The sequence below is a fragment of the Citrobacter sp. Cpo030 genome (assembly GCF_030333005.1).
Taxonomy (GTDB): Bacteria; Pseudomonadota; Gammaproteobacteria; order Enterobacterales; family Enterobacteriaceae; genus Citrobacter; species Citrobacter portucalensis.
The window spans coordinates 62,419-86,594 of sequence record NZ_JAOWGT010000066.1 but is presented as its reverse complement, the minus strand read 5'-3'; the positions used below and the strand labels follow the sequence as shown (position 1 = coordinate 86,594).

Here is a 24,176-nt window from a genome sequence, read left to right as displayed (position 1 = left end):
CCTGCTCCGCGTCTCGTTCCTCGATCATAGAGTATAGATGGCTAACGCTATGATGTTCGTCATATTACCCGCTTTCGTGACGTCAACGCGGGATATTCCTATTGTTTATGTTTCCTCGCGATTTGTCATCTGTTCCCGAGACAAAGTTTTACCGGATGCGGCATGGCTGATATGCTGCCCGCTACTTTACATCCGATGAAAGGAAATATGATGGCTAACCCGACTTTTGACACTATCGAAGCGCAAGCAAGCTACGGCATTGGTTTGCAGGTAGGACAACAGCTGAGCGAATCCGGACTGGAAGGACTGTTGCCTGAAGCGCTGGTAGCGGGTATCGCTGACGCGCTGGAAGGTAAGCACCCGGCAGTGCCGGTTGATGTTGTGCATCGCGCACTGCGTGAAATCCACGAACGCGCTGACGCAGTACGTCGCGAGCGTTTCCAGGCTATGGCGGCTGATGGCGTCAAATATCTGGAAGAAAACCGTGAGAAAGACGGTGTGAACAGCACTGAATCTGGTTTGCAGTTCCGTGTTCTGACCCAGGGTGAAGGTGCTATTCCGGCACGTACTGACCGCGTTCGCGTGCACTACACCGGTAAACTGATCGACGGTACCGTGTTTGACAGCTCTGTCGCACGTGGCGAACCAGCTGAATTCCCAGTTAACGGCGTAATCCCAGGCTGGATTGAAGCGCTGACCCTGATGCCGGTAGGTTCCAAATGGGAACTGACTATTCCTCAGGAACTGGCTTACGGCGAGCGTGGCGCTGGCGCGTCCATTCCTCCGTTCAGCACGTTGGTGTTCGAAGTTGAGCTGCTTGAGATCCTGTAAGCAGTGACTTCTGTTCCCCCCAAGGCCGGGGGGAACAAAAAAATAGCGTGAAAAGCTATAGTTACGTCGTTGTCGATATTTTATCTTGCAAATGCCCCATCAGCGTGTATTTTTGTGAGCTGGTTCGCGCTATCAGAGTGATATGACACTCACTTTAAACATTAAATTAACATTATATCTAAATCTTAGTATTCATCCCGCCAATTCTTACCTAATATCGATGAGTCCTGATAACAGGATCGTCGTATCATAGACACACTAAAGGCCGTAGAGCCTGAACAACACAGACAGGTACAGGAAGAAAAAACATGGTAGATCAGGTAAAAGTCGACACCGCTGAAGAGGCGTCGTCTGAACAGTCGCTACGGCGCAATCTCACAAACCGTCATATTCAACTTATTGCTATTGGTGGCGCTATCGGTACTGGCCTGTTTATGGGCTCCGGTAAAACCATCAGTCTCGCCGGACCGTCGATCATCTTTGTGTATATGATCATCGGTTTTATGCTGTTTTTCGTGATGCGTGCAATGGGTGAATTGCTGCTCTCGAATCTGGAGTACAAATCGTTTAGTGATTTCGCCTCTGACCTGCTCGGGCCATGGGCCGGGTATTTTACCGGTTGGACCTACTGGTTTTGCTGGGTCGTTACCGGGATGGCAGACGTGGTCGCGATTACCGCGTATGCGCAATTCTGGTTCCCCGAACTGTCAGACTGGGTCGCCTCGCTGGCGGTGATCGTGCTGCTGCTGAGCCTCAACCTCGCCACCGTAAAAATGTTCGGTGAGATGGAGTTCTGGTTTGCGATGATCAAAATCGTTGCCATCATCGGCCTGATTGTCGTCGGTCTGGTGATGGTGTTGACGCACTTCCAGTCGCCAACCGGCGTTCAGGCATCGTTCACGCACTTGTGGAATGACGGTGGCTGGTTCCCGAAAGGTCTGAGCGGCTTCTTTGCCGGCTTCCAGATAGCGGTGTTCGCGTTTGTGGGTATTGAGCTGGTGGGTACGACCGCAGCGGAAACCAAGGATCCGGAAAAATCGCTGCCGCGCGCCATTAACTCGATTCCAATCCGTATCATCATGTTCTACGTTTTTGCGCTGATCGTGATTATGTCCGTAACGCCATGGAGCTCGGTAGTGCCAACCAAGAGCCCATTCGTTGAACTGTTTGTGCTGGTTGGTCTGCCTGCTGCGGCGAGCCTGATCAACTTTGTGGTGCTGACTTCAGCGGCCTCTTCTGCAAACAGCGGCGTGTTCTCTACCAGCCGTATGCTGTTCGGTCTGGCGCAGGAAGGCGTTGCGCCTAAAGCGTTTGCCAAGCTGTCTAAACGCGCAGTTCCGGCGAAGGGTTTAACCTTCTCCTGTATCTGTCTGCTGGGCGGCGTGGTGATGCTGTACGTGAACCCGAGCGTGATTGGCGCCTTCACCATGATCACCACCGTATCGGCGATTCTGTTCATGTTCGTCTGGACCATCATTCTTTGCTCATACCTGGTGTACCGCAAGCAGCGTCCTCACCTGCATGAAAAATCAATCTACAAGATGCCGTTAGGCAAGCTGATGTGCTGGGTATGTATGGCGTTCTTCGTCTTCGTACTGGTACTGCTGACGCTGGAAGATGATACCCGTCAGGCGCTGATCGTCACGCCGCTGTGGTTCATCGCGCTGGGTCTGGGCTGGTTGTTCATCGGTAAGAAACGTATGGCAGGTACGCGATAATCGCTAAGCAGTGAGATGTAGGCCGGATAAGGCGTTTACGCCGCATCCGGCATATGCCGCCGGCGCTGCGTTTATCAGGTCTACGTTCTGACACAAAAAAGGCCACATATGCAGTGGCCGAATTCGGACTTCAGAAAGGCGCTCTCGGGCGCCTTTTTTTATTCACCTGCGAGGGCACGCGGGAACAAAACATTGTTTTCCAGGCTGATGTGTTCCATCAGGTCGTCGATCATCTCGTTAATGCCGTTATACATGGCTTTCCAGGTAGTGCAGGCCTCTGGTGGCGGCGTTACGTTATGGGTGATGTGTTTGATCACTTCTACCAGTTCACCCGCATCGTCATGTTCGCTTTCCATCACGCTGATTGGCCCCATCGCCTGGCTACCCATGCCCTGTTTGATCATCGGGAACAGGATCTGTTCTTCTTTCATCATGTGGCTGGACAGCTCTTCATGCAGCATGGTCAGGTTTTTCGCCAGACCGCGCGGTACGTTCGGTTTGTCTGCGTGAACGCGTTCAACTTTAGTGGCCTGCAGGATCAGCTCCGGCAGCTGTTCGCGGTGTCTGTCGTGATAACGCACGATGATATGGTCGATGATTTCAGCCAGAGCCACGGTACGCCAGTCTTTCTCCAGCGGCTGTTCAGCCAGCTGCGCAAGCTGCGCCTCAATAACGTCTAAATCCAGCTCTTTACGCGCGGCAGCGCGTGCCAGCGTTTGCTTACCGCCGCAGCAGTAATCCATATCGTATTTACGAAACAGGGCCGAAGCGCGAGGAATAGAGAGCGCCAGTTCACCTAAAGGTTGATCGCGATATGACATTGCCGTTACCTCATTCTCAATAATATAAGATGTATTTTAAATGCAACTTATGGCAAAGGATATAACCCTTTCGGGGTGGGGTGTTTTGTGATGGACGTCACGAAAATTTCTTATCTCGTTAAGATGCTGAATCTTATTGGAAAGGAGAGGTACGGTGAAAAAAGCCGCACGACAGGATTAAATAAGCGCACGCCGCTGCCGATAGTTAGACCTCAGACAATACCTGCATAATAAAAGGCTACAGATGTTCAAACGAATCAAAGTGATAACCTTACTTATCACCGTGTTACTCGCGCTGGGCGCAATGCAGCTCATCTCCGCGGGCGTCTTTATTGGCGCACTCAATAACGATAAGCAGAACTTTAACGTGTCTCAACTTTCCAGCCAGAACGTGGCCGAGTTTACCGATGCGTGGATTAGCCTGAACCAGGCTCGCGTCACGCTCAACCGGGGCATGCTGCGTTTACAGGGAACGATGGCCGGCGAGATTAACGGCGGTCAGTTGCAGGAGCTGGTGAACACGGCAAATCGCCTGTTGGCCGAATCGAAAGATCATTACGATAAATACTACGCTCTGCCGGAAACGCCTGGGCTGGATGAGCATCTGGCCGATCGACTGGAAGAGCAGTACGGCATCTATTCTGCGACGCTGGCAAAAATGAACGTGCTGCTGGCTGAAGGAAAGCTGGAAGAGATGTTCAAGCAGAATGCCGAGCAAAAGCAAACGGCCATGCAGGAAGTTTATCGGCAATGGCGTAGTGCGCAAACGGCGCTGGCCACTGCCGGAGTGCAGGACAATGAGAGTGATTACCAGAAGATAATCTGGCTGCTGTCCGCGGTGATGCTGATTGTCGTCACCGTGATTATCGCCAGTTGGCTGGCGATGCAGCGAGTGCTGCTCAAGCCGCTCCACGAGGTGATGGGACATATTCGCCACATTGCCGCAGGCGATTTGACGCACCCCATCAGCGCCGATGGCAGTAATGAAATGGCGCTGCTGGCAAGCAACGTCCGTGACATGCAGCAGGCGCTGGCGAATACGGTCAGCGTGGTGCGTGACGGGGCCGATACCATCTATACCGGCGCGGGTGAAATCGCCGCAGGCAGTAACGATCTCTCTTCACGTACCGAGCAGCAGGCCGCCTCTCTGGAAGAGACTGCTGCCAGCATGGAACAACTTACCGCAACCGTGAGACAGAACGCAGATAACGCGCGTCAGGCGACCAGTCTGGCAAAAAATGCTTCACAAACGGCGCAAAAAGGCGGAAACGTGGTCGATGGTGTGGTGCGTACGATGGATGAAATCGCCACCAGTTCCAGCAAAATCGCGCAAATTACCAATGTTATCGACGGCATTGCCTTCCAGACCAATATCCTTGCGCTAAACGCGGCGGTGGAAGCGGCGCGTGCGGGCGAGCAGGGACGCGGATTTGCCGTGGTCGCAGGCGAGGTTCGGACGCTGGCGCAGCGTAGCGCTCAGGCGGCGAAGGAGATCAAAGCGCTGATTGATGACTCGGGGAATCGGGTCAATGCCGGCACGGCGCTGGTGCATGAAGCGGGCGAAACGATGGCGGAAATAGTTAGCGCCGTGACCCGCGTGACCGACATCATGGGGGAGATTGCCTCAGCTTCTGATGAACAAAGTCGGGGTATCGATCAGGTAGGCCAGGCGGTTGCCGAAATGGATCGCGTGACCCAGCAAAACGCCTCGCTGGTAGAAGAGTCCGCTTCCGCCGCTGCCGCGCTTGAAGAGCAGGCCGCGCGGTTGAACCAGACGGTAGCGGTGTTTAAAGTGTCGCGCCGGATGGCGGCGTAAACGCCTTATCCGGCCTACATGAGATCGTACAATCCTTGTAGGCCGGATAAGCAGCGCCATCCGGCACATTATGATTGTGAAACCACCACGACGCTCGGTTTCTGTGGCTTGGCTCTGACGGCTATCACCACCCCAACCATCAGCAGCGCAATTCCGCTAACCGTCAGCAGAGGTGGAAATTCCTCGCGCAGAATAAAGGTGTACAACAGGCCAGCCAGCGTTTCGAAGACAATCAGCGGGCCGAGGATCACCGTCGGTAATTTTTGGCTGGCGACGTTCCAGCACAATGCGCCAACCCACGAACACAATACCGCAATGGCTATCATCAGACCGATAAACACGCCCGGACGCGGACCGAAGGGCAGAGCGAAGTCCGGCGTTTGCCCGTTAAGCCACAGGCAGGCGGCAATGTAACCGACCAGAGAAACAGGCAACGTTACCAGAGCCTGGGCCGTCGCCCACATCATCGGGTGCTTATCCGGATTCTCGCGCAGCCAGCGGGCATTACGCAGCGCATACCATGCCCAACACACCACCGAGACAAGCGCCAACGCGATGCCGGAACCATAACGCCAGCCACTAAAGTCTGGTAACCCCTGATTCAGCTCCGAGATATTCACGCACAGCAGTCCTATACCAATCAATACCAGCGCAGGCGACAGACGCCACCATGATAATTTGCCGTCACGCTGGCTGTAGAGCAGGTTAGCGAAGACCGGGATCACCACCGGTAATGTACCAATAATCATCGTGGAGACCGGTGCGCCGGTGCGCTGGATGGCGCTTGCCAGGCAAACGTAATAAATCAGATTCCCCATCATTGTTAGCGTCAGCGCAGTTACCCAGTCTTTCCGCACAAGTTGACGCAGGCGCGCACGTCCCAGCCAGGCAATCGGCAATGCGATCAGCCCCAGCGCCAGATAACGCCCCATCGACTGCAATACCGCCGGGTATTCCGGTACGATCAGCGGTCCAACAAAAATTAATCCCCACATCAGCCCGGCCAACAGGGCATACAACACACCGCTAATCATTTTTGACATCCACATCGTTTAACAATGAGTCGAGTGTAGGCAGGAAAAATGCCGCCGTATTGTATGAGATTGCTGATCAACGCCGGACGACTTGTTTCTGATAACGTACCGGCGTAATGCCGTAGCGATGGGTAAACGCGCGGGTGAGATGCGACTGGTCGGTGAGGCCGGTTGCGGCGGCGACCTCTGCGGCGGGCATACCGTAAGTGAGAAAACCTTTGGCTCGCCATAGGCGGATCGCCATCAGCATCTGGTGCGGCGTGACGTGGAAATGAGATTTAAACTGGCGCTGAAAATGCCAGGGACTCAGCGATGCAACCCGCGCCAGCTCGTCGAGCGTGACCGGATGCATATAATTATCGTGCAGATACTCGCGTACCCGTTCAAAGCGATGCGCCCCCTCCGTCAATACCGGCGCATGGCGGGCCAGTGGCTGGAACGTGTCGATCAGATCGAGTAGAAGTCCTTTTTGCGCCAGCGGATCTTCCGTGTTCCACAGGCTGTGGATCAGCGAGCAGATCTGGCGCGAGCGCAGCGGATCGTGACGCGTTACGTCATGAAACCACCAGTGGCGGATCCCGGTGACCTCTTCCAGAAGGTAGGGTTCAAGATAAATCATCCGATAGCGCCAGCCGTCGGCGGTTTCGGCTTCGCCGGTATGCAGCTCATCGGGATTCATGGTGACGACGGAATGGGCGGGGGCAACATACTGCGTGCCGCGATAGCGAAAACGTTCGGCTCCGGCTTCTATCGCGCCAATGCCAAACGCTTCATGGGTGTGCGGCTCGAAAGCGTAACGCGAGATGTGCGCATGATACAGCTCAACGCCCGGCACCTGCGCCAGATGGCGAAAGCGGGCGCTGTCTTTCTCATCAATAAACTGCTCAGGTACACCTTGCACGTTTTCTCTCCCCACGCATCATCCTGTCATTATCAGAGAGGATGCGCGGGGATGCCACCACAATTAACTAATTTTTAACACTTACACGATGCCTTTGACACTGTCAGCCAACGAGGTGGTCGGGCGACCAATCAGTTTGCTCAGCGTATGGCTGTCGTCGAACAGACCGCCTTTGGAGGCGCCAGTGTCTGAGTCAGCCAGCATGTCCGCCAGCCCGGCAGGCAGGCCTATACCTTTAAGTGCGGCGGCAAAATCTGCTTCGCTCAGGTTCTGATACACCACTTTTTTACCACTCTGTTTTGCCAGCTCGGCAGCCAACTGGCTCAGGGTCCAGCCTGCGTCGCCCGCCAGCTCATAAGTTTTACCGGAATGACCGTCTTCACTGATGACGCGCGCGGCGGCAGCGGCATAGTCGGCGCGGGTCGCTGAGGCGATTTTGCCTTCACCTGCAGCCCCGATAAACACGCCGTGTTCCAGTGCAGCCGGTGCGCTGGCGAGATAGTTTTCGGTGTACCAGCCGTTACGCAGCAGCGCGTACGCGATACCGGATTCAGCCAGCATCTTCTCGGTTGCCACATGCTCATCAGCCAGCCCCAGCGGGGAGGTGTCGGCGTGCAGCAGGCTGGTGTAGGCGATGAATTTCACGTGCGCGGCTTTCGCTGCGTTAATCACGTTGCGATGCTGCGAGGTGCGTTGTCCCACTTCGCTGGAGGAGATTAGCAGTAGCTTGTCGATACCCTGTAAGGCAGCCGTCAAGGCGGCTTCATCGCTGTAATCCGCCTGACGAACGGTAATGCCCTGCTGGCTAAGCGCCGTCGCTTTAGCGGGATTACGCACAATTGCCACAATCTGGCTGGCAGGAACGGTTTTCAGCAGAGATTCAATAACATGTTGGCCCAGTTGGCCGGTGGCGCCGGTAATTGCGATCATGGAGTGACTCCTTGGTATTGGTCTTGTGTTTAATCACGTTAACACCTAAACTTACTTTTAGTAAGTACGCACAAAAAGGTTAGTATGAAAATGACAGCTTCGACGCTCTCCCAGCAGTTACGCGATGGCAACTTGTTTGCCGAACAGTGTCCCTCCCGCGAGGTGTTAAAACATGTCACCAGCCGCTGGGGCGTGTTGATTCTGGTGGCGCTGCGCGACGGTACGCACCGTTTCAGCGATTTGCGCCGTAAGATGGGCGGGGTCAGTGAAAAGATGCTGGCGCAATCCCTGCAAGCGTTAGAGCATGACGGGTTTATCAATCGGGTGTCGTATCCGGTGGTACCGCCGCACGTGGAGTATAGCCTGACGCCGTTGGGTGAGCAGGTGAGCGATAAAGTTGCCGCGCTGGCGGACTGGATAGAACTGAATTTGCCGCAGGTTTTAGCGCAGCGGGACGAACGGGCTGCGTAGTTTTGTAGGCCGGATAAGACGCTATTGCGCCGCATCCGGCACGAAAATTACTTACTTAAATCCAGCTGATAAATAGCGAAACCGATGTCATCGGTCGCGACTTTCTTCAGCGGATACTGGCCTTTCTCTTTAATAAATGCCGCGGCTTTATCAGACGGTGATGTTTCAAAGCGAATATCCAGTGGTGTGTCGCTATGAATTGGCGCCAGACGCCAGTTGTTATCTGCCGCCGGGTGAATTTCACCGGTACGCTTCGTCTCTGCACCAATCCACGCCGCCAGCACCGAGCGGTTTTCATCCGGAGAGGCAAACGCGATGTGGCTGTCGCCGGTTCCGGCAAACTTACCGCCGTAGGCGCGGTAGTTGTTGGTCGCGACGAGGAAGGTGGCATTCGGATCGATTGGTTTGCCGTTAAAGGTCAGATTTTTAATACGTTCCGCTTTCGGGTTAATGGTCTGACATTCACCGTCGTAGCGGGCGGGTTGTGAAACATCAATCTGATAATTCACGCCGTCAATCACGTCGAAGTTATAGGTACGGAAGCCATCCCAGTTAATCAACGACTGTGGTTTGCTGCTGTGGATATCAATCTGATTGAACTGCCCGGCGGAACATTCCAGCCATTCTTTCACCTCTTTACCGCTGGCTTTCACCACCACCAGAGTGTTGGGATAGAGATACAAATCAGCGGCGTTACGGAAGGTTAACTGACCTTTTTCGACTTCTACGAAGCTTGCCGGATCGTTCTTGCGTCCACCGACCTTAAACGGCGCGGCGGCGGAAAGTACCGGCAGTTTTGCCAGATCCGGATCGCCCTGAATAAAGTGTTCCACATAGGCTTTCTGCGCGTTGTTCACCACCTGTACGGTCGGGTCATCCTGTACCAGCGCCAGATAGCTGTACATGTTGTCGGCGGATTTACCGATCGGTTTGCTGACAAACTCACGCGTGGCGTCGTGATCGGCTTTCAGGATCTCAACGATTTTTTTGTCTTCTGCTGCCAGTGATTTTTTTGCTACGGTGTCATAGATCGGGCGCGCCTCGGCTTTCGCCTGAGTGACCTGCCATTTACCGCTGTCGTTATTCAGCACTAAATCCACCACGCCCAGGTGATCGCCCCACATACCCGGCATCACCGCAGGAACCCCATTCAGCGTACCTTTTGTGATATCTGCGCCTTTAATATTGGCAAAGTCTTTACCCGGGAAGACGGCGTGAGCGTGACCAAACATAATGGCATCCACGCCCGGTACTTCACTGAGGTAATAAACGGAGTTTTCCGCCATCGTTTGATATGGGTCGGCAGAAAGCCCGGAGTGAGCAACCACCACCACGACATCGGCGCCTTTTTCTCTCATTTCCGGAACGTATTTGCGTGCGGTTTCCGTAATGTCGTTCACCGTCACTTTACCGCTGAGGTTGGCTTTATCCCAGGTCATAATCTGCGGTGGCACAAAGCCGATATAGCCAATCTTCAGCGTTTGCTTGTTCCCTTCCTTGTCGACCACCTCAGTGTCTTTGATCAAGTAAGGCGTAAATAGCGGCTTCTTGGTCTTAACGTCGATGATATTGGCGTTAACGTAAGGGAATTTCGCCCCGGCCAGCGCGTTGTGCAGATACTCCAGACCGTAGTTGAATTCATGGTTGCCGAGGTTACCCACCGCGTAATCCAGGGTATTCAGCGCCTTATATACCGGGTGTGTTTCGCCCGCTTTCAGCCCCTTGGCCGCCATGTAATCCCCGAGCGGGCTGCCCTGAATCAGATCGCCATTATCAACCAGCACGCTGTTTTTGACTTCACCACGCGCAGCGTTGATCAGACTTGCCGTACGTACCAGACCGAATTTTTCAGTCGGTGTATCTTTGTAATAATCGAAATCCATCATATTGCTATGCAAATCAGTGGTTTCCATTATACGCAGATCGACGGTCGCGGCATTGACGCTGGCTGCAATCAGCGTTGCCAGAAGCGTTGCACTAAACTTAATCATCAGGGGCATCCTTTTAAGATCTAAGCCACAAAAGAAAATGTATATAAATCTTCTTGCTTACAGAACTGTGAATCATGACATGAATATAGCGTTTAAAACCGCAGACGCTATCACAGTTGGCGGATCCCCTGTCGATCGGGTATAAGTAAAACAACGAGTTAACACCACTGATATAAACGAGGTGGAGAATGCTAGAACATGTATGCCAGCTTGCACGGAACGCGGGCGATGCCATTATGCAGGTCTACGATGGAATCAAACTGATGGAGATTACCAGCAAGCAGGATGATTCTCCGGTCACGGCGGCGGATATCGCCGCGCATACGGTGATCCTCGAAGGATTACTGGCGCTGACGCCAGATATTCCGGTTCTGTCTGAAGAAGCTCCTCCTGGCTGGGATGTTCGCCAGCACTGGCAGCGCTACTGGCTGGTGGACCCGCTGGACGGGACCAAAGAGTTCATTAAGCGTAACGGTGAATTTACCGTCAATATTGCGCTAATCGAGAAAGGAAAGCCGGTTCTGGGCGTGGTTTACGCGCCGGTAATGAAAGTGATGTACTGCGCAGCAGAAGGTAAAGCGTGGAAAGAAGAGTGCGGCGTACGCAAACAAATTCAGGTTCGTGACGCGCGTCCGCCGCTGGTGGTCATTAGCCGCTCGCATGCTGACAATGAGTTAAAAGAGTATCTGCAACAGTTGGGTGAGCACCAGACCACCTCGATTGGCTCATCGCTGAAGTTCTGCCTGGTGGCGGAAGGGCACGCACAGCTGTATCCGCGTTTTGGGCCAACCAACGTGTGGGATACCGCCGCGGGCCATGCCGTTGCCGCCGCAGCCGGAGCGCACGTTCACGACTGGCAGGGGAAAACTCTGGATTACACCCCACGTGAATCGTTCCTCAACCCCGGCTTCCGCGTCTCTATTTACTGAGTAATTTATGCAGCAGGGCAATCACCTGCTGCACCTCTTCCTGCGTTAATGCGCCATCTTTTGCCCACTGCACGCGTCCGTCCTTGTCGAGTACGACAATAGCGGAGCTCTCTTCATCCAGTTGCCAGGCTTTACGCGCAATGCCATTACTGTCGACAATGAATTGCGACCACGGGTAGAGCTTCTTATTGCTTTCCAGACTACTGCGCACAAACATACCTGAGCCGGGAATGGCGTCATCCGTGTTGACGATAGTGGTGGTCTGGTATTTGTCGTGCGGCAGGTTGGCGGCTTTGATTGCCTCGATCAGCGTCGCATTTTTCTCTTTGGCGGAGGTGCGTCCGGCAATGTGTTGCACAATTCGCACTTTGCCTGGCAACTGCGCGCTATTCCAGCTTTTGTAGCTAAACTTATCGTTATCGAGAATCAGTTCGCCGCGATCGGCGATCCCCACCGGCGGTACGCGCTGGTCAGTCTCAAACTTATGTGCGGAGGCAATCATCGGCAGTAGCAGGCACGACAGCGCCAGCAGTTTTCGTAAGGTCATAGTTTTTCCTTCTCTCTTTTATTTTGCAGGTGATCCGACCACTTGGGTCTGGAATTTAATCATATGTGCGAATGATGCTTTTTCCCGCAAGCGCGATGCCAGTTTGCGGACGGGCGCACAAATCCTGCGAAAAATGAAGGCTTATACTGAAGACAGCGAAGCGTTGAAAAGATAATTCTGAATAATTGTAACTTGAAGGTAAATAAACTTATACACGCTGGAAACATCAACGAGATAGTCTATAGTCATAGGGCATTAAAATTTGCGCCTGAGGATTGTCGGACCGATTGTGGTACCGCAAAGGCGTAATGCTCAGCAGGAGACAACAATGAAAATTTTCCAACGATACAACCCGCTGCAGGTGGCGAAGTACGTGAAGATCCTGTTTCGTGGACGGTTATATATCAAGGATGTAGGCGCTTTTGAATTTGATAAGGGTAAGATTCTTATCCCAAAAGTGAAGGACAAACTGCATTTTTCCGTGATGTCCGAAGTTAACCGTCAGGTCTTGCGTCTGCAAACTGAGATGGCTTGATCAAAGTGCTATGCAGTAGTTAAAAAAACGGCTCCTGATGGGAGCCGTTGATGTTTCTGTAGGGCGTTAAGACGCCTTTGCCTCTTCTTTTGCATCTGGCAGTTTTGGTACCAGAACAGTAGGTTTGCTGTCCAGACGCGTCACCAGCAGCTGATCGATCTTGTAGTTATCGATATCCACCACTTCAAATTTGTAGCCTGAATACTTCACCGAGTCGGTGCGTTTCGGGATTTTACGCAGCATGAACATCATAAAACCACCAATGGTTTCATAGTTGCCAGACTGCGGGAATTCGTCGATATCCAGCACGCGCATCACGTCATCAATCGGTGTACCGCCGTCGACTAACCATGAGTTTTCATCACGTGCCACAATCTGCTCTTCCAGACCCTGACCTACCAGATCGCCCATCAGCGTCGTCATAACGTCGTTGAGGGTGATAATCCCCACCACCAGCGCGTACTCGTTCATGATGACGGCAAAGTCTTCGCCTGCGGTTTTGAAGCTTTCCAGCGCTTCAGAGAGCGTCAGCGTGTCCGGGACGATCAGCGTATTGCGGATCTGTACGCCGCTGTTCAGCGCCATGCTTTGGTTCGCCAGTACGCGGTTGAGGAGATCCTTTGAATCAACATAACCAATGATGTGGTCGATATCTTCGTTACACACCAGGAATTTGGAGTGCGGATGTTCCGCCACCTTGTTTTTCAGGCTTTGCTCATCTTCATGGAGATCGAACCAGATAATATTCTCGCGCGAGGTCATTGAAGACGGGACGGTACGGGATTCCAGTTCGAATACATTTTCAATCAGCTCATGCTCCTGCTTGCGCAGAACACCCGCCAGCGCACCCGCTTCGACCACGGCGTAAATGTCGTCCGAGGTGATGTCATCTTTACGCACCATTGGGATCTTAAACAGACGGAAAATGTTGTTTGCCAGACCGTTAAAGAACCATACCAGCGGGCGGAAGACCAGCAGGCAGAAGCGCATCGGGTTGATGATACGCAAAGCCACAGCTTCTGGCGCAATCATACCGATGCGTTTCGGGGTTAAATCCGCGAACAGGATGAACAGGCCAGTAACCAGCGAGAACGACAGAATAAAGCTTAACTGTTCGGACAGCTCTGGAGTGAAGTACTTCGAGAAAAGGCTGTAAAACGCCGGGGAGAATGCTGCATCACCGACGATACCGCCGAGAATGGCGACCGCGTTAAGGCCAATTTGCACGACGGTAAAAAACATGCCGGGGTTTTCCTGCATCTTCAAAACACGTTGTGCGTTTACGTTGCCTTCATCGGCAAGCAGTTTAAGTTTTATTTTGCGTGATGCAGCAAGCGAGATCTCAGATATCGAGAAAAACGCACTCACGGCGATCAGGCAGAGAATGACTAAAATACTGTTTAACATATCTTATCCGACCGTTCAGGTCAGATCCTCGGAAGGGAGAAGTTGATAAATCCGTGTGAAATACACATTGAAAACCGGCTCGTGGAAGTGAGCCGGTAAATTCAGAAGCTAGTATAGCGTAAGGCACTGTAAAGTCGCCAGAGGGGGAAATTATCCTTGTGGCGGCAGGCAAACACCAATACCACCAATGCCACAATATCCGTAAGGATTTTTGTGCAGATACTGCTGGTGATCGTCCTCGGCATAATAGAACGGGGTTGCCGTAGTGATTTCCGTGGTAATGGTGCGCTCGTCGCCTGCGGCGGTCATTGCTGCCTGAAAACGCTCAAGGCTGGCCTGTGCGGCGGCGGTTTGTTCCGGCGTTAACGGGTAAATGGCGGAGCGATACTGCGTGCCCTGGTCGTTCCCCTGACGCATGCCTTGAGCCGGGTCGTGATTTTCCCAGAACACCTGCAGCAGTTGTTCGTAGCTGATAACATGCGGGTCATAGACGATGCGTACCGCTTCGGCATGCCCGGTATCGCCAGAACACACTTCCCGATAGGTTGGGTTTGGGGTGTAGCCGCCGGTGTACCCGGCCGCCGTGCTGTAGACCCCTGGCAATGACCAAAATAAACGCTCAACGCCCCAGAAGCATCCCATGGCGAAATAAGCTATCTCCATACCGTCGGGCACATTGGTCATCGAATGTTGGTTAACCGCATGCAGCGTTGCCACTGGCATCGGGGTGTTGCGTCCAGGTAGCGCATCTGCTTGAGTAACAAGATGCTTTCTATCAAATAAACTCATGGCCGTTCTCCCGAAATCAGTCATTTGGGTTAAGGTTGTAACGAGACGCGTCTTTGCCCACAATAAACGGCGTGAATACGTCTAGAGTTAAACATAAGAAATATTTGGGTTGTCGTCTGTTTTTCAACTCTTATTGTTGATTTTTTGTTAAGCCGAGGAACGGCATAGTATTTTTTTCCAGGGGTGGGAAAAAAGGATATTCAGGAGAAAATGTGCCACATATCCGTCAGTTATGTTGGGTGGGATTACTGTGCTTAAGTGGCTCCGCCGCCGCCGCGAATGTTCGCTTACAGGTCGAAGGATTATCAGGACCGCTGGAGAAAAACGTCCGTGCGCAGCTGTCCACGATTCAAAGTGATGAAGTCACTCCAGACCGACGCTTTCGTGCGCGCGTTGATGATGCCATCCGCGAAGGGCTGAAAGCGCTGGGCTACTTTGAGCCGACCATTGATTTTGAACTGCGTCCACCGCCGGCGAAAGGCCGTCAGGTGCTGATTGCCAAAGTGACCCCCGGCGAGCCGGTGCTGATTGGTGGCACTGAGGTGATTTTGCGCGGTGGCGCGCGTACGGATAAAGATTATCTGGATCTGCTGAAAACGCGCCCAGCAATCGGCACCGTGCTGAATCAGGGGGACTATGACAACTTCAAAAAGTCACTCACCAGCGTGGCGCTGCGTAAAGGTTATTTCGACAGTGAATTTAATAAAAGCCAGCTTGGAATAGCGCTTGAGCGTCGCCAGGCGTTCTGGGATATCGATTACAACAGCGGCGAACGCTATCGCTTTGGGCATGTCACTTTTGAAGGCTCGCAAATTCGCGATGAGTATCTGCAAAATCTGGTGCCCTTTAAAGAAGGTGAAGAGTACGAGTCGAAAGATCTGGGCGAACTGAACCGTCGTCTGTCGGCGACCGGATGGTTTAATTCCGTGGTCGTCGCACCGGAGTTTGATAAAGCCCGCAAAACCAAAGTGCTGCCGCTGAAAGGCGTGGTCTCACCGCGAACCGAAAACACCATCGAAACCGGGGTCGGCTATTCAACTGACGTCGGGCCACGGGTGAAGACCTCGTGGAAAAAGCCGTGGATGAACTCCTACGGCCATAGCCTGACGACCAGCGCCAGTATCTCGGCGCCAGAGCAGGTGCTTGATTTCAGCTATAAAATGCCGCTGTTAAAGAACCCGCTGGAACAGTATTACCTGGTACAGGGCGGCTTTAAGCGTACCGATTTAAACGACACCGAGCAGGATTCCACAACGCTTGCGGTTTCCCGCTACTGGGACCTCTCCAGCGGCTGGCAGCGCGCGATTAACCTGCGCTGGAGCCTCGACCACTTTACCCAGGGTAACGTCACCAACACCACTATGCTGCTCTATCCGGGCGTGATGATCAGCCGGACGCGCTCACGCGGCGGCCTGATGCCTGTCTGGGGCGACTCTCAGCGTTATTCCATTGATTACTCCAACACGGCCTGGGGTTCAGACGTTGATTTCTCCGTCTTCCAGGCGCAAAACGTTTGGATCCGCACGCTGTACGACAGGCATCGCTTTGTGATGCGCGGCAACCTCGGCTGGATTGAAACCGGAGACTTCGACAAAGTACCGCCGGACCTGCGTTTCTTTGCCGGGGGCGATCGCAGTATTCGCGGCTACAAATACAAATCTATTTCGCCGGAAGGCAGCGACGGCAAGCTGAAAGGGGCCTCTAAGCTGGCAACTGGCTCGCTGGAATACCAGTACAACGTGACCGGTAAATGGTGGGGCGCGATGTTTGTCGATAGCGGTGAAGCGGTCAGCGATATTCGTCGAAGCGATTTCAAAACCGGTGCCGGGGTCGGCGTACGCTGGCAATCACCAGTGGGACCTATCAAGCTCGACTTTGCCGTCCCGGTCGGCGACAAAGATGAACATGGTTTACAGTTTTACATCGGTCTGGGGCCTGAATTATGAGTTTATGGAAGAAGATAAGCCTCGGCGTGCTGATTTTTATCCTGCTGTTGTTAGGCACGGTGGCGTTCCTCGTCGGTACCACCTCGGGCCTGCATCTGATCTTCAAAGCAGCTAATCGTTGGGTTCCGGGGCTGGAGATTGGTCAGGTCACCGGCGGCTGGCGGGATTTATCACTGAAAAATATTCGTTATGACCAGCCTGGCGTGGCGGTGAATGCCGGCGAAGTGCATCTGGCCGTGGGGCTTAACTGTCTGTGGGACAGCAGCCTGTGCGTCAACGATCTGGCGCTGAAAAACATCAACGTGGCGATCGACAGCAAAAAGATGCCGCCATCCGCGCCGGTAGAGGAAGAAGAGAGCGGTCCGCTTAATCTTTCCACGCCTTACCCCATCACGCTTTCGCGCGTGGCGCTGAACAACATCAATATCAAAATCGATGACACCACGGTTTCAGTGCTGGATTTTACTTCCGGCCTGAACTGGCAGGAAAAAACGCTGACGTTGAAGCCAACGTCATTACAGGGGCTGCTGATTGCTCTGCCTAAAGTGGCGGAAGTGGCACAGGAAGAGGTTGTCGAACCGAAGATTCAAAACCCGCAGCCGGATGAAAAGCCGCTCGGCGAAACGCTAAAAGATCTGTTCTCAAAGCCGGTACTGCCGGAAATGACCGATGTCCATCTGCCGCTCAATCTCAATATTGAAGAGTTTCGCGGCGAGCAGCTGCGCGTGACTGGGGATACGGATTTAACGGTACATAGCATGCTGCTGAAAGTGAGCAGCATAGACGGCAACATGAAGCTCGACGCGCTGGATATCGACTCGAATCAGGGAACGGTAAAAGCCAGCGGCACGGCGCAACTGACCGACACGTGGCCGGTTGATATTACGTTAAACAGCACGCTAAACATCGACCCGTTAAAAGGCGAAAAGGTGAAGCTGAAGGTCGGCGGCGCGCTGCGCGAACAGCTGGAAGTCGGCGTCAATCTGTCTGGTCCGGTGGATATGGACCTGCGTGCGCAGACGCGTCTGGCGGAAGCCGGATTGCCGCTCAACATTGAGGTGGTGAGTAAGCAGGTTTACTGGCCGTTTACCGGTGAGAAACAGTTCCAGGCCGATGACATCAAGCTCAAACTGACCGGCAAGATGACCGACTATACGCTGTCGATGCGTACCGCCGTGAAAGGTCAGGATATTCCTCCGGCTACTATCACGCTGGACGCCAAAGGCAACGAGCAACAGATCAATCTCGACAAACTCAGCGTTGCGGCGCTGGAAGGGAAAACTGAGCTGAAAGCGCTGGTGGACTGGCAGCAGGCGATCAGCTGGCGCGGAGAGCTAACGCTGGATGGCATCAACACCGCAAAAGCGATCCCGGACTGGCCGTCAAAACTGAATGGCCTGGTGAAAACGCGCGGCAGTCTGTACGGCGGAAGCTGGCAGATGGAGGTTCCGGAGCTGAAGCTGACCGGCAACGTGAAACAGAACAAGGTCAATGTGAACGGTTCGCTGAAGGGGAATAGCTACCTGCAGTGGACGATCCCGGGCCTGCATCTGGAGCTGGGACGTAACAGTGCGGACGTAAAAGGCGAACTGGGGGTTAAAGACCTTAACCTCGACGCGACGATTGATGCCCCAAGCCTGGATAACGCGCTGCCGGGGCTGGGCGGTACGGCGAAAGGGCTGGTAAAAGTTCGCGGTACGGTTGAAGCACCACAGCTGCTGGCGGATATTACCGCCCGTGGTCTGCGCTGGCAGGAACTTTCCGTTGCTCAGGTGCGCGTCGAAGGCGATGTGAAATCGGCCGAGCAAATCGCCGGTAATCTCAACGTTCGCGTAGAGCGGATTGTACAACCTGACGTGAATATTGGTCTGGTGACGCTCAACGTCAAAGGCAGTGAAAAGCAGCATGAGCTGCAGTTACGCATTCAGGGTGAGCCGGTTTCCGGGCAACTGGATCTTGCCGGGAGCTTTGATCGCAAAGAACAGCGCTGGAAAGGAGAGTTAAGCAATACCCGTTTCCAGACGCCGGTCGGTCCGTGGTCGCTCAACCGGGCTATCGCGCTGGATTATCGTAATCAGGAACAGAAAATTAGTATCGGACCGCACTGCTGGAACAACCCGAATGCGGAGCTGTGCGTACCACAAACCATTGATGCCGGTGCAGAAGGTCGCGCGGTGGTGAACCTTAACCGCTTCGACCTGGCTATGCTAAAACCGTTTATGCCGGAGACAACCCAGGCCAGCGGTGTGTTCACCGGCAAAGCTGATGTGAGCTGGGACACCACCAAAGAGGGGCTGCCACAGGGGCAGGTCACCCTGAGCGGACGTAACGTCAAGGTCACGCAAAGCGTGAATGATGCCCCGCTCCCTGTAGCGTTTGAAACGCTGAATCTGACCGCCGACCTGCACAATAACCGTGCCGAGTTGGGCTGGCTGATTCGTCTGACCAACAACGGGCAGTTTGACGGGCAGGTGCAGGTAACGGACCCGCAAGGGCGTCGTAATCTGGGCGGTAACGTCAATATTCGCAACTTCAATCTGGCGATGGTGAACCCCATCTTCTCGCGCGGTGAAAAAGCGGCAGGGATGATCAACGCCAACCTGCGGCTGGGCGGAGATGTGCAAAGCCCGCAGTTGCTCGGACAGCTGCAACTGAGCGGTCTGGATATTGACGGTAACTTCATGCCGTTTGACATGCAGCCAAGCCAGTTAGCTGTTAACTTCGCCGGAACACGCTCAACGCTGGCGGGCGTGGTGCGTACGCAGCAGGGCGAAATTAACCTGAGCGGCGATGCCGACTGGAGTCAGATAGACAACTGGCGGGCGCGCGTTGCGGCTAAAGGCAGCAGGGTACGTATTACCGTACCGCCGATGGTCCGCCTGGATGTATCGCCGGACGTGGTCTTTGAAGCTACACCAAGCCTGTTTACTCTCGATGGCAACGTGGATGTGCCGTGGGCGCGTATCGTGGTACATGACCTGCCGGAAAGCGCGGTTGGGGTTTCCAGCGATATGGTCATGCTTAACAACAATCTGCAGCCCGAGAAACCGCAGACCGCCGGTATTCCGATCAACAGCAACCTGAACATCCACGTTGGTAACAACGTGCGTCTTGACGCCTTTGGTCTGAAAGCGCGTCTGACGGGCGATCTGAAAGTGGTGCAGGATAAGCAAGGTCTGGGGCTTAACGGGCAAATTAATATCCCGAGCGGTCGCTTCCACGCCTATGGTCAGGATCTGATTGTGCGTAAGGGCGAGCTGTTGTTCTCCGGTCCGCCGGATCAGCCGTTGCTCAACATCGAAGCGATTCGTAACCCAGATGCCACCGAAGACGATGTGATCGCTGGCGTTCGCGTCACCGGTACCGCCGATGAACCGAAGGCGGAGATCTTCTCCGACCCGGCAATGTCGCAGCAAATGGCGCTTTCCTACCTGCTACGTGGACAAGGGCTGGATAGCGAACAAAGCGATAGCGCAGCGATGACTTCAATGCTTATTGGTCTGGGGGTTGCACAAAGTGGTCAGGTTGTGGGTAAAATCGGGGAGACATTTGGCGTAAGCAATCTGGCACTGGACACGCAAGGGGTGGGCGACTCATCTCAGGTGGTTGTCAGCGGATACGTACTGCCAGGTCTGCAGGTGAAATATGGTGTGGGTATATTTGACTCCTTAGCGACACTCACGCTACGTTATCGTCTGATGCCTAAGCTATATCTGGAAGCAGTGTCTGGCGTAGATCAGGCACTTGATTTGCTCTATCAGTTCGAGTTTTAGCAATGCGAATATTTGTCTACGGCAGTTTACGAACCAAACAAGGCAACAGCCACTGGATGACCAATGCCCTGTTGCTGGGAAATTTCAGTATCGATAACTACCAGTTGTACAGCCTGGGCCACTATCCAGGCGCGGTTCCGGGAAATGGAACAGTACACGGGGAAGTTTATCGTATTGATAACGCCACGCTGGCAGAGCTTGACGCTCTGCGTACCCGCGGCGGTGAATACGCACGCCAGTTAATTCAAACGCCGTACGGAAGTGCATGGATGTACGTGTACCAACGTCCGGTTGATGGCTTAACGCTGATTGAAAGCGGTAACTGGTTAGACAGAGACCAGTACTGATATATCGCCTACCAGAATAAACAACGCCGCCTTCGGGTGGCGTTGTTTATTAAAGGCTTAAAACTCCACGCGCGCGCCGAGGTTATAGCGGCGTCCTTCCACCTGCGCGGATTCATTCCATGCAGTCGTCAGTTTCGGATCCTCATCCAGCACGTTGTAGATCCCTGCCATCAGCTGCGTGTGCTTATTGAGCTTATAACGTACGCCTACGTCGACCATCGTGTAGTCATCGTACTTATAGTTATTGCCGCTGTTGCGGTTACTGCTGCGGTAATTCACCGTACTCCATACGTCCAGACTCTGCGTTGCCGCCCAGTTCAGCGACAGGTTCGCCATATGGCGCGGATAATCGTTGAGCGCGTAGCCTTTGTTTACGCCGCTTTTCTGTTCGCTGTGGTTCCAGGTGTAGTTAGCGTTGGCTTTCACATCGGCGCTAATCTGCCAGTCGGCATTCAGTTCTATACCGTACACGTCCGCCTTGCTGACGTTGAAGTATTTACTGACGGAGTCCGCCTTGTAGCCATTCACGGAGCACTGATTCGTCGATGTGGTTTCGCAAATGGTTTGTTCAGCAATTTTGTCTTTGAACTGCGTATAGAAGACGGTGCTATCCAGTGACAGCGCATTCCCCGTCCAGTAGAGGCCCAGCTCAGAGTTAACGCTTTGTTCTGGTTTCAGATCGTCGTTACCGACGGCCAGGAAGGGATAAGGTACAGTCGAGCCGTATGGGGTGACAAAGTCGCTGGAAGTCGCACGCAGCTCAGGTTTTTTATAACCTGCGGAAACGCCGCCCTTCAGCGCCCAGTCATTGCTGAAGGCCCAGTTACCGTACATTTTCGGCGTAATATGTGTGCCAAAGTTATCATCCTGGTCCATACGCGCTGATGTGGTCAGGATGAAGTCGTCAATGCTCCAGCCGTCTTCAGCAAACAATGCCCAACCGTTACGGCTGATTTTTGTCACTGGCTCAGATCCGGGCAGCGTTTTGTTGGCCACATCAAAGCGGTCATTCAGCTCTTCGCGGGTGAAATTCGCCCCAACGGTCAGTTTATGGTTGTCGAGCGTGAAGGTGGTTTGCGAATTGGCGACGTAGTTCTCCATCTGCACATACTGCGGCGACTGGCTGTCATAAACGTACTTCGAACGGCCTTTTTCATAGTTTATGTAGTTGGTCGTTGCGATGGTGTCGTCGGCATACCAGCCGGTATGCGTTAGGGTGGCGGCGTTACGATCGAACAGCCATGACCACGGCGCGCCGCGCTTCTGGGTACGGTTTTTCTCCTGCTCACCGGTGACCACATTGAGGTCGAACAGGTTATTTTCGCTAGCGGCCAGGCCCAGCGTCATATCAACGGATTTACGGTTGTGTTTGCCGAAATAGTTATTGCGATCGTCATCGCGACGGTCGAGCCAGTCGGCCGCTACGCTAAGGCCGAGAACATCGGGCACAATCGGTCCCATGGTAAACAAGTTCATCTGGCTGGTATTACCCAAATACTGGTGCTCCTGAAGCCAGGTATTGGCGGCAATTGCCGTCGTCCACTCTTTTGCGCCGTACGGTTTTTTGGTAATCACGTTGACCACACCGCCGATGGCATCTGAGCCGTACAGCGAGGACATGGGCCCGCGGATAACTTCGATACGCTCAATGGCCTCCATCGGCGGTAAGAAGTTGGCTTCAGTACCGATGTCATGCCCGTAAGGGCGAGATTCACCGGTATTTTGTTTGACGCTGTTGACCATAAACGCGGTATAGGACGGGTCCATGCCGCGGATCATAATGCTGCCAGCGTTCATGCCGCTGCTGTTAGTGACCGAGACGCCAGGAAGGTTTTTAATCGCTTCACCAATGCTACGGTCCGGCTGAATATCCAGCGTTTTACGATCGATAACGGAAATGGTGGCTGGCGCTTCGCGCTTTTGCTGCGAGAACCCGGATGCGGTGATCACCATTTCATCTTCGCTATTGCGTGAGGTTTCGGTGAGTTCTTCTGCCTGAGTGGGGAAAATAACACCGCCTGAGAATGCAACGATCCCTGTCAGCGTAATAAGTTGACGCGTTTTCATAATATAGACACCTGAAAAGTAAAAAATAAAAGCATCACCTTGCAGCCCAGAAAAGCTGCAAGGTGTCAGAAGCGTTTTTAATTATTAATATTTGGAGAGGTCGATTTTCAGCACGTAGTCGGGCTTCACACCTGCCATTTTTTCCGGCTGTTTGACGCTGACATACAGGGTGTTGGCATCAGACGAGAGCGCCAGGCTGTTAGGTAACGCATTGGTTTCAATGCTTTGTTTTACCTGATAAGTCTTGCTGTCCACAATGCTGATGCGTTTTGCATTTCGGTGGGTGATATACACTTCCTGGCGTTTTTCGTTATATATCACCGCCAGCGAGTTGATAACCTTAATGGGGGCAATAACCTTACCGGTATTAATATCAACAACCAGTACATCCGCTAAATCAGGATCGGTCAGGAATGCGCGATTATTTTTTGCATCCAAAGCAATATTCAGGAAAAAATGTTTTTTGCCTGGCTCAATGCTAAAGCGGCTAATAATTTGATGGTTGGTGGTATCCAGTGTAATAAGTTCGTTGCGGCCATTTACGACATACAGGCGGTTCTTATTTGCATCGACGGCCATGCCGGTCGGATACTGGCCCATGTTTTCAAGGGTAGCGATTTTCTCGCGCTTTTGCGTATCCACCACCCAGACAATGCCTTTTTCAGCCACGCCGGAAACGTACAGGCGGTGATGCTGTTTATCGAGCACCATTTCGCGGGTATGGACAATTTCTTTCGGGTTTTTGGCTTCGCTCAGTTGCAGTATCGCCAGCTCTTTACCGCTGCGGGTATCAATGAGCGTGACGGAACCCTCCAGCGTGTTACCCACGTACAGCACCTGATTTTCTTCATCCAGGGCAGTGGCAAAGGCACGACGGCTGGTTTCGATAACTTCAGTCGTGGTGAGTTTCTCCAGATCGAGTTTATAGATAAGCCCGCTGGTTTTATCTTTATCAAACGACGGCGACGAGGCAGCAAAAAGCGCATTCTGCTGGCTATCAACCGCCAGTTCATACACGCCGTTGCCAACGTCGCGGGTCAGAAAATCTTGCTCAGGTAGCGTCTGCGCCCCGCTGGACAGGCTGGTAAATAACAGTGCTATGGCGAGAGCCACGCAGGAATAGCGTTTCAGGGACTTCACATTGTGGAGGTTCATTGACTTTTATTCACATTTATTTACATGCCGAGAATGATAATGAGATCTAATCTCATTCGCAATTAACATAAATGAAATGTGACTACCCAATCTGGTAGGTCAAAAAGAAAACAGCGAAGGGGAGGGGGAAAAGAAAGTAGAAATTAAAAAACCCTTACTAACCAGGGG

General features: G+C 53.2%; 19 protein-coding genes. 9 read left to right on the top strand and 10 right to left on the bottom strand.

The features are described from left to right. Positions 1–210 precede the first annotated feature (210 nt). Both bamJ and cycA read left to right on the top strand, forming a co-directional pair. Entirely contained in the window at positions 211–831 is a 621-nt protein-coding gene (gene bamJ / locus OGY37_RS12545; protein ID WP_032934269.1) for a BamJ family beta-barrel-assembly machinery protein, read from the top strand. A 308-nt stretch (positions 832–1,139) separates the two neighbouring features. Continuing rightward, the gene (gene cycA, locus OGY37_RS12540; RefSeq protein WP_003830438.1) at positions 1,140–2,549 is read left to right on the top strand and encodes a D-serine/D-alanine/glycine transporter; all 1,410 of its coding nucleotides are present in this window, start codon (positions 1,140–1,142) and stop codon (positions 2,547–2,549) included. Between the two features lie 158 nt (positions 2,550–2,707). Here cycA and ytfE read toward each other — a convergent pair whose 3' ends face one another. Then, positions 2,708–3,370, bottom strand: a complete 663-nt coding sequence (gene ytfE / locus OGY37_RS12535) for an iron-sulfur cluster repair protein YtfE (protein ID WP_003025690.1) — start codon at positions 3,368–3,370, stop codon at positions 2,708–2,710. A 244-nt stretch (positions 3,371–3,614) separates the two neighbouring features. Here ytfE and OGY37_RS12530 point away from each other — a divergent pair, with 244 nt between their 5' ends. After that, positions 3,615–5,186: a methyl-accepting chemotaxis protein gene (locus tag OGY37_RS12530; RefSeq protein WP_286620958.1), complete on the top strand. Its 1,572-nt coding sequence runs from the start codon at positions 3,615–3,617 to the stop codon at positions 5,184–5,186. A gap of 68 nt (positions 5,187–5,254) precedes the next feature. Here OGY37_RS12530 and OGY37_RS12525 read toward each other — a convergent pair whose 3' ends face one another. From OGY37_RS12525 to OGY37_RS12515, 3 genes are all read right to left on the bottom strand, one after another. Then, positions 5,255–6,220 (bottom strand): DMT family transporter, encoded by a 966-nt coding sequence (locus OGY37_RS12525; RefSeq protein WP_063941648.1) that lies wholly within the window; start codon positions 6,218–6,220, stop codon positions 5,255–5,257. Positions 6,221–6,296: 76 nt separating this feature from the next. After that, the gene (locus OGY37_RS12520) at positions 6,297–7,121 is read right to left on the bottom strand and encodes an AraC family transcriptional regulator (protein WP_126319443.1); all 825 of its coding nucleotides are present in this window, start codon (positions 7,119–7,121) and stop codon (positions 6,297–6,299) included. 81 nt (positions 7,122–7,202) lie between these two features. Further along, positions 7,203–8,051 carry an SDR family oxidoreductase gene (locus OGY37_RS12515; RefSeq protein WP_286620956.1) on the bottom strand — a complete coding sequence of 283 codons (849 nt, stop codon included), beginning with the start codon at positions 8,049–8,051 and terminating at the stop codon, positions 7,203–7,205. Positions 8,052–8,141: 90 nt separating this feature from the next. On the opposite strand from OGY37_RS12515, the gene OGY37_RS12510 reads away from it, so the two are divergent. Then, positions 8,142–8,522: a winged helix-turn-helix transcriptional regulator gene (locus OGY37_RS12510; RefSeq protein ID WP_032934267.1), complete on the top strand. Its 381-nt coding sequence runs from the start codon at positions 8,142–8,144 to the stop codon at positions 8,520–8,522. Between the two features lie 47 nt (positions 8,523–8,569). Here OGY37_RS12510 and cpdB read toward each other — a convergent pair whose 3' ends face one another. Continuing rightward, on the bottom strand, positions 8,570–10,513 hold the full coding sequence (cpdB, locus tag OGY37_RS12505) for a 2',3'-cyclic-nucleotide 2'-phosphodiesterase (RefSeq protein ID WP_286620955.1): 1,944 nt from the start codon (positions 10,511–10,513) through the stop codon (positions 8,570–8,572). A gap of 188 nt (positions 10,514–10,701) precedes the next feature. Here cpdB and cysQ point away from each other — a divergent pair, with 188 nt between their 5' ends. Then, positions 10,702–11,442 (top strand): 3'(2'),5'-bisphosphate nucleotidase CysQ, encoded by a 741-nt coding sequence (cysQ, locus tag OGY37_RS12500; protein ID WP_286620954.1) that lies wholly within the window; start codon positions 10,702–10,704, stop codon positions 11,440–11,442. Here cysQ and OGY37_RS12495 read toward each other — a convergent pair. Then, a complete protein-coding gene (locus OGY37_RS12495; protein ID WP_003830421.1) occupies positions 11,432–11,989 on the bottom strand; it encodes a YtfJ family protein in 558 nt (185 codons plus the stop codon). The genes cysQ and OGY37_RS12495 overlap by 11 nt on opposite strands. Positions 11,990–12,317: 328 nt before the next feature. Here OGY37_RS12495 and OGY37_RS12490 point away from each other — a divergent pair, with 328 nt between their 5' ends. Further along, complete coding sequence (locus OGY37_RS12490) at positions 12,318–12,524, top strand: DUF1107 domain-containing protein (protein ID WP_003025710.1); 207 nt, start codon at positions 12,318–12,320, stop codon at positions 12,522–12,524. A gap of 66 nt (positions 12,525–12,590) precedes the next feature. On the opposite strand, the gene paeA is transcribed toward OGY37_RS12490, so the two are convergent. Next, positions 12,591–13,931, bottom strand: coding sequence for a polyamine export protein PaeA (paeA, locus tag OGY37_RS12485; RefSeq protein WP_003830418.1), 1,341 nt, complete (start codon positions 13,929–13,931; stop codon positions 12,591–12,593). Between the two features lie 150 nt (positions 13,932–14,081). Further along, on the bottom strand, positions 14,082–14,720 hold the full coding sequence (gene msrA / locus OGY37_RS12480; RefSeq protein ID WP_003830412.1) for a peptide-methionine (S)-S-oxide reductase MsrA: 639 nt from the start codon (positions 14,718–14,720) through the stop codon (positions 14,082–14,084). 212 nt (positions 14,721–14,932) lie between these two features. Between msrA and tamA the strand changes: the two genes are divergently transcribed. The 3 genes from tamA to OGY37_RS12465 are packed head-to-tail and all read left to right on the top strand — an operon-like array spanning position 14,933 to position 20,786. Beyond that, on the top strand, positions 14,933–16,666 hold the full coding sequence (gene tamA / locus OGY37_RS12475; RefSeq protein ID WP_003025718.1) for an autotransporter assembly complex protein TamA: 1,734 nt from the start codon (positions 14,933–14,935) through the stop codon (positions 16,664–16,666). Beyond that, entirely contained in the window at positions 16,663–20,439 is a 3,777-nt protein-coding gene (tamB, locus tag OGY37_RS12470; protein WP_286620953.1) for an autotransporter assembly complex protein TamB, read from the top strand. The genes tamA and tamB overlap by 4 nt, the downstream gene beginning before the upstream one ends. A 2-nt stretch (positions 20,440–20,441) precedes the next feature. Continuing rightward, complete coding sequence (locus OGY37_RS12465; protein WP_003025723.1) at positions 20,442–20,786, top strand: gamma-glutamylcyclotransferase family protein; 345 nt, start codon at positions 20,442–20,444, stop codon at positions 20,784–20,786. A 57-nt stretch (positions 20,787–20,843) separates the two neighbouring features. Here the strand turns inward: OGY37_RS12465 and OGY37_RS12460 are convergent, their stop codons facing one another. After that, positions 20,844–22,853 (bottom strand): TonB-dependent receptor domain-containing protein, encoded by a 2,010-nt coding sequence (locus OGY37_RS12460; RefSeq protein ID WP_286620951.1) that lies wholly within the window; start codon positions 22,851–22,853, stop codon positions 20,844–20,846. Between the two features lie 84 nt (positions 22,854–22,937). Next, the gene (gene yncE, locus OGY37_RS12455) at positions 22,938–24,008 is read right to left on the bottom strand and encodes a 7-bladed beta-propeller protein YncE (protein ID WP_126319433.1); all 1,071 of its coding nucleotides are present in this window, start codon (positions 24,006–24,008) and stop codon (positions 22,938–22,940) included. Positions 24,009–24,176: the final 168 nt, after the last annotated feature.